Origin of the sequence: Microbacterium sp. 22303, from assembly GCF_052045265.1 — a bacterium.
GTDB lineage: Bacteria > Actinomycetota > Actinomycetes > Actinomycetales > Microbacteriaceae > Microbacterium.
This window is the reverse complement of record NZ_JBQEOQ010000001.1, coordinates 1208788-1214894: the sequence shown is the minus strand read 5'-3', so window position 1 is coordinate 1214894 and position 6107 is coordinate 1208788. Positions and strand designations below refer to the sequence as shown.

Below are 6107 nucleotides of genomic sequence, written 5' to 3'. Positions count from 1 at the left end.
GGTGGCCTCGCTTTCGCCCGTCACTATGGCCTCGTTTTCAACCATCGCCGACAGCCGAGTGGGCGGCGTGGCGTATGACGGCCTCGATGCCAATGCCGAACAGATCGCAGATGCGGCAAGCGTCACCGCCGGAGGCATGTATCTCGGTGAGGATGCGGTCGGTGCGCAGTGACCCGCGGGTGCAGACCGCCAGCTATCCTCGCTCAGTCGCATAGCTGGCGGCTCGCTACAAATACTGTCACCACGTGACACGGGGTGCCCTGCGCTCGCAGGGCTGAGAACACACCCGACGAACCTGATCTAGTTCGTACTAGCGAAGGGATGTCGCGCATGTCGCGCACACGAGCAGTTCCCGAAACGACGAGTCCCATAGCCGCGTCTGTGGAAGCCGGTGAGCACCAGTCGATCGGCGGAGCAATTAAGTGTGCTGTTCACGCACGCGCCGCCCGGCGGGAAGAGCTGAGATGAGAACGATACTCGCGGCCAGCGGTGTCGTGATCGATAAGAACGATCGGCTGCTTCTCGTTGTACGCACCAAGGACCCCGAGACCGGAAGCTGGACCGTGCCCGGCGGATGCGTGGAGCCCGGCGAGACGTTCGAACATGCAGCGGCCCGCGAAGTGCTCGAGGAAACGGCATCATCGTCGAGATTAAGCACGAACTTTGGTCGCTCACACAGCCCGCAAGCGCGGACGCGATGTACGAGATTCACGACTTCTTGGCCGTACCGACCGGCGGCACCCTGAAAGCCGGCGACGACGCCGCAGACGCGCGGTGGTTCGCGATCCAGGAGCTCGCGCAGGTCAACTTGAGCCAGGACCTTCTCGGCTACCTCCAGCGCGCCGGCCTCTACCCGCCAACCGCTATCGCCGACCCCTCCTGACCCGTCGCCCGAGACGACCTCATCGCGATCGGGAACCGGCGGACAGCACTGCAACGCCGACCTCCGTGGCGATGCCAGCGCGGGAGTTCCGGGCCGCGGGGTGGTTGCTCAGCGAGGAAGCGGTCGTTGTCTGTGTAGCTCGTCGTCGGCTGGTCCCGGCAGCGAAGTCGCGCAATCGAACACGATCGAGCGGAAGTTCGTAGCATTGCCTTCGCCGAGGCGCTCATCGCCGCGTGCGCCGGTACTCGGTCTTGGTGCGCCACCATGCGAGGCAACCCAGGGCGGGCAGGGCGCACCTATCGACCATGAACGCTCAGAAGGAATTCGTCGCAATCGAATCAACGCACCTGGCCAGAGAACTGCTCCTGTCCGAGGGAGGCGCGCTGTGAAGCGGTCACGTCGCCGATCGCGGGACACCCCCGCGCTGGTTCCCGCGGTACTGCCGCAGATTATCGCGGAGGTCGCTTCGGAGGACTTCATCGTGCTCACGGTCAATGGGCAGAGACTGGCAGGTTCTCCCACTCGCCGGGATGAGCTCGGCCGTGTCCTCGGCGAGTTCGTGACGCGGTTCAACAGCCCGACCCGGATCGAAGTGCGTGAGCTCGACGGCAGCGTGTGGGCCGACATCCTTACCCCACACAGCCCCGAGCTCGCCCCAGAAACGGTGGCACCGGCACCGATGCCGTGGCAGCCGAGGCTGGTCGAGCTAAACGCGACCGGATTCGTGCCCGGTGAAGACGTCGCCATCGCCCTGGTCTTGCGGCACACCTCCGCCGCGGCTGACGGAAGTGCACGCGCCCTGCTCGAGCACGGCGAGCATGCCAAAACGGACGGCGAGGTCGTGCTGCTTGGCCGCATCTCGGGCACCACGGCCGTATGCTCAATCTCCTGACCGGACGGTGCAGCGCGCCACCATACCTCTTTCCTGCCCCCGCCATCCCCGGCCGGGGCAGGAAGGAGTCCCCGCATGCCTCCGAGTTCACAACCACGGCCCGCGAACGAAGCCGTGCTGAACCTGATCCTGGCCGGCCTCGTGGCCGCCATCGCCTTCGGCGGAGTCCTGCGACTGGCCGGCACGGTCGCTGCGTTCGTTACCGGACAGAACGAACCGTCCGGATCAATCACAGCAGGGCTCCGCGTGCTCGCCATGCCCGGCGACCCCGGCGCCGGACTGGGCGCGCGGGGGCTGAACCCGGTCGCATATTGGGTGGTTGTCGCCTTACTGCTAGCTGTCCTCGCCGTGGCGGGCTTCTTCGCGTTTCGGGGGTGGCAGCGACTGCGCGGCACGGACACCAACCCGCATCAGCCGGCCGGGACCGCGTCGGCGGGAGAGATCGCGCGCGCGGCATCACCCCGAGCCCTGCTGAAGCGCGCCGACACGCTGCGCCCGTCACTGGCCGGTACACCACGCCCACAGGATGTCGGTTACTTACTCGGCTCGAGCAAGGGCGGACCGGTATGGGCCACCATCGAGGACAGCATCCTGCTGATCGGCCCACCCCGATCGGGCAAGGGACTGCACATCGTGATCAACGCGATCCTCGACGCACCGGGGGCCGTCATCACAACTTCCACCCGTCCGGACAACCTGACCGCGACACTTCGCGCCCGTCAGAGGGTCGGTCCCGTCGCCGTGTTCGACCCGCAACGCCTGGCGCCTGGCGTCCCGACGGGCATGCGCTGGTCGATCGTCCGCGGCTGCCAGGACCCTCTAACGGCCATGATCCGCGCGAAGGGCCTCGCCACCGCCACAGGGTTCCGCGGCGTGCAAGACGCCGGCTTCTGGGAAGGGAAGACCACGGCCGCACTTCAGGCGCTGCTACACGCGGCAGCTCTCGACGGCCGCGAAGCAATGACCCTCTACCAATGGGCACTCAACCCCACCTTGGCCGCTGACGCTGTCCGTGTGCTATCCACGAACCCGGACGCCGCCGAAGGGTGGGCCGACTCGCTCGACGCGATGGTGCAGGCCGACCCCCGCACCAGAGACTCCATCTGGCAGGGCGTCTCGCTCGCCTTGTCCGCGCTCGCCGACCCCCGTGTGCTGGACGCGGTCACACCCCGTGTCGGTGAGGAGTTCGACCCGGAGTCGTTCCTCCTCGAACGGGGCACGCTGTATCTCTTGGCGACGGGTGCCGGTGCCGGGGCATCCGCCGCCTTGGTTGCCGCGTTCATCGAGGACCTGATCGAGACCGCCCGGAAGATTGCCGCAAGATCGGCCGGGGCACGCATGGATCCGCCGCTGCTGTTGGCGTTGGACGAGATCGGGAACCTGTCGCCACTTCCGTCGATGCCCACCCTCATGGCCGAGGGCGGAGGCACCGGCATCACGACCCTCCCGGTTCTGCAGTCCCTCGCACAGGCTCGGGAGAAGTGGGGCGAGAACAACGCCAACGCCATCTGGGATGCCTCGATCGTGAAGATCATCTTGGGCGGGGCGTCCAACAGCCGGGACCTGCAAGACCTTGCCTCGCTCGTAGGCGATCGCGACGAGACGACCGAGAGCGTCACTACCGATGCATACGGATCACACTCGATGCAACGGTCGATCCGTCGAGTCCCGATCTTGCCGCCAGACGTTCTCCGCACACTTCCGTTCGGCACCGGGGTGGTGATGCTGCGTACCGCACGTCCGATCGTCACGACGCTGCGACCGTGGCCCTCGCGTCGCGATGCCATCGAGCTGCGCTCCGATCGTGCCGACGTCGAGAAGCACCTTCGTGCGGGGGTGCCGAAGTAGATCCGGGCGAACGTGGGGCCCCGTTGGGATGATCCGGCGGGGCCCCATGTCGTTCGATCGCATGCGGAAATATGATGGTGGTTGCCATCCCGTCGCTACGGCGCTGTGCTGGATCAGCGGCGGATGCTGTCCCGCGACGTTAGTCCGATCGTTCGCTGCACGGAGTCGCCTTCGAGTTGATGTTCGCGTGTCCGTGCGGGGTCGGTGCGGCACAGGTCAACCACGTCGCGGGTTCCGGCGACCAGGCGTGCGGCACCCTGCTGGATCAGCAGGTTCGTGCCACTGCTGGCGGGGCTCGTCACGGAGCCGGGAAATGCGCCGACCGGGCGGCCGAGGCCGGCGGCCTCACGGGCGAGCCTGAGCGAGGACGAGCGTGCGCCCGCCTCGACGATCACGGTGGCGTCCGTGAGGGCGGCGACGATCCGGCCCCGGTGTTCGAGGCGCCATCTCGTGGGAGTGGATCCGGGCGGCAGCTCGCTGACAAGGAGCCCCGCGCGCGCAACCTGCTCGAAGAGCTGCGCGTGCCCGACGGGGTACGGGCGATCGAGCCCGGACGGCAAGACTGCGATGGTGGTGCCACCCGACCCAAGAGATGCGCGGTGCACGGCCCCGTCGATGCCGTACGCGCCGCCCGCGACAGTCAGCAGACCCTCGTGGGAGAGACCCTCGGCGAGCTCGGCGGCGATGAAGGTGCCGGCTGAGGTCGCCGATCGTGATCCGCTGATTCCGACAGCCCCATTCGCCGCGGCCTGGAGGACCGCGGGACGTCCCATCGCCCAGAGGGCATAGGGGGCACGTGGTCCGAGGTCGCTCAGGGATGTCGGCCAGGCGGGATCTCCGGGGATGAGGACAGTGAAGCCGCCGGCCTGTGTGTCCTCGTTGACCTGCTTGGCGTGATCCACGTCGAGCTGATGGCTCCTGCGCCACGCCCGAGTTTCCTCGGCATTCATTCCGGGCACCGGTCCTTCACCCACAGCCAGCATCAGCGTGTTCGTGGCTCCGCGGTCACGAGGGCTCCCACAGTCGTGTCGCCGGGCTCGAACATCGTCGCCAGCAATACGCGGGCGGCGCGTTCGCCTTGCCCCAGTCGTTCAATTACGTCCATGTGCTCTCGTCCTCTCGCGTGGTTGGTGTCCATCGAGAGGTAAGGGGCGGCGTTATCGGGGAGGTGCTCGTACCTGTCCGGTAGTCCCGCAGGACCCTGCGGGCGACACGCATTCTGGAGGAGAGGCCATGGTCGACGACACATCAGCCCGCGAAGCACCGAGCGCAGGCATTCCAACACGTGAGGCCCTGTTCGGGTTCATCGCCTCGGAGCCCAAACTCGGCCCCACCGACAACGGCGGACACCGGCTTTACATCCGGGTCGGCATCGAGCAGTCCGAACCGAACGGCGACGGCACGTTCACGGAACTCGAACCGCAGTTCACCGACCTCGTCATGTTCAACAAGTCCGCCGAACGTGCTGCACTGAAGTTCCAGAAGGGCGACCACTTCATCGCCGTCGGGCGCACCGCCGAGCACGACTACCAGGGTGAGACACGGCGGCAGTTCATCGCCTCCCGCATCGGCCACGACAACAACCGCACCAGCTACACCGTCGACCGCTCCCGCGCGGAGCGGACCATGCCCGAGCATGATGCACCCGCCCGGGCGGCGGGAGAACGTGATCCGGCTGCTGTCGCGCTCGCGCAGCGCGAGCAGGACCTCGCCGCCGACACGAGCCCCGCCCAGCCCGCGGGAGCGAACCGCGAAGCAATCGCCCGATGACCGGAGGCGCTGCCGGCGCCCCACCCCCCAGCACCGCCGGCAGCGCTTCCTTCTCTTCCGCACGAGCAACCAAAGGACCAGGCGATGAGCGACATCCCAGATGAGGCGGATCCCACCGACGAGGACCTCGATGCGAATCTCCCCGACGAGGTTCGCCGCCTCATGGAAGCCGAATACGCCCAGCAGATCTCCAACATGCTCGGCGAAGTGCCCCGCCCCATCAACTGGCGCACGCTCGCACCCGACGACGTCGAGCACGAGCTCCTCGAACTGAACGCCTGGGTCGACTGGCTGCGCCACGAGTACGGGCTACCGGCGCAGATCGTCCCACCGATGTGGCACCGTCACCCCGAGCTGCTTTGGGAGCTTTCCGCGCTTCGGCAGCACTGGTTGTTCAGCTACGACCCGCAAGCAAAGGGCAACCAGGCTCTCGCCTGGCACCAGGACTTCGCCATCGCCCGTGATCGTCTTCGCGACTGGGTTACGATCTGCGGCACCCGCCTCGACCGCGACCGCCCGACCCGGATCACTCCCTGGCCGGGTGGCGAAGCGGGAGACTGGACAGAGCAGAACACCACCGAGCGGCCAGTCGCCGAGCGCACGAAGGACTTCCTCGCCTTCGTCGACGAACAGGTCGATCGCCGTCGCGAGGAACAGGCCGCGCGAATCCGAGGAGGCGATCACGACAATGACTGACCTCACGACAGTCCCGGT

Annotated in this window: 7 protein-coding genes and 1 riboswitch; of the genes, 6 read left to right on the top strand and 1 reads right to left on the bottom strand. The window is 67.2% G+C overall.

Going from position 1 to position 6107, the window contains the following annotated elements:
* Positions 1-241: 241 nt before the first annotated feature.
* A riboswitch (TPP riboswitch) is annotated at positions 242-339 on the top strand.
* A gap of 125 nt (positions 340-464) precedes the next feature.
* From ACTJI8_RS05730 to ACTJI8_RS05715, 4 genes are all read left to right on the top strand, one after another.
* Positions 465-746 carry an NUDIX hydrolase gene (locus ACTJI8_RS05730; RefSeq protein ID WP_440732412.1) on the top strand — a complete coding sequence of 94 codons (282 nt, stop codon included), beginning with the start codon at positions 465-467 and terminating at the stop codon, positions 744-746.
* Positions 698-883, top strand: a complete 186-nt coding sequence (locus ACTJI8_RS05725; protein WP_440732459.1) for a hypothetical protein — start codon at positions 698-700, stop codon at positions 881-883. Before ACTJI8_RS05730 ends, ACTJI8_RS05725 begins: the two co-directional genes overlap by 49 nt.
* 385 nt (positions 884-1268) lie before the next feature.
* Positions 1269-1775, top strand: coding sequence for a hypothetical protein (locus ACTJI8_RS05720; RefSeq protein WP_440732411.1), 507 nt, complete (start codon positions 1269-1271; stop codon positions 1773-1775).
* Positions 1776-1850: 75 nt separating this feature from the next.
* On the top strand, positions 1851-3623 hold the full coding sequence (locus tag ACTJI8_RS05715; RefSeq protein ID WP_440732410.1) for a type IV secretory system conjugative DNA transfer family protein: 1773 nt from the start codon (positions 1851-1853) through the stop codon (positions 3621-3623).
* A gap of 113 nt (positions 3624-3736) precedes the next feature.
* Here ACTJI8_RS05715 and ACTJI8_RS05710 read toward each other — a convergent pair whose 3' ends face one another.
* Positions 3737-4573 (bottom strand): DNA-processing protein DprA, encoded by an 837-nt coding sequence (locus tag ACTJI8_RS05710; protein ID WP_440732409.1) that lies wholly within the window; start codon positions 4571-4573, stop codon positions 3737-3739.
* A gap of 283 nt (positions 4574-4856) precedes the next feature.
* On the opposite strand from ACTJI8_RS05710, the gene ACTJI8_RS05705 reads away from it, so the two are divergent.
* Entirely contained in the window at positions 4857-5393 is a 537-nt protein-coding gene (locus ACTJI8_RS05705; protein ID WP_440732408.1) for a single-stranded DNA-binding protein, read from the top strand.
* Positions 5394-5555: 162 nt separating this feature from the next.
* Positions 5556-6089 carry a hypothetical protein gene (locus tag ACTJI8_RS05700; RefSeq protein WP_440732407.1) on the top strand — a complete coding sequence of 178 codons (534 nt, stop codon included), beginning with the start codon at positions 5556-5558 and terminating at the stop codon, positions 6087-6089.
* Positions 6090-6107 lie beyond the last annotated feature (18 nt).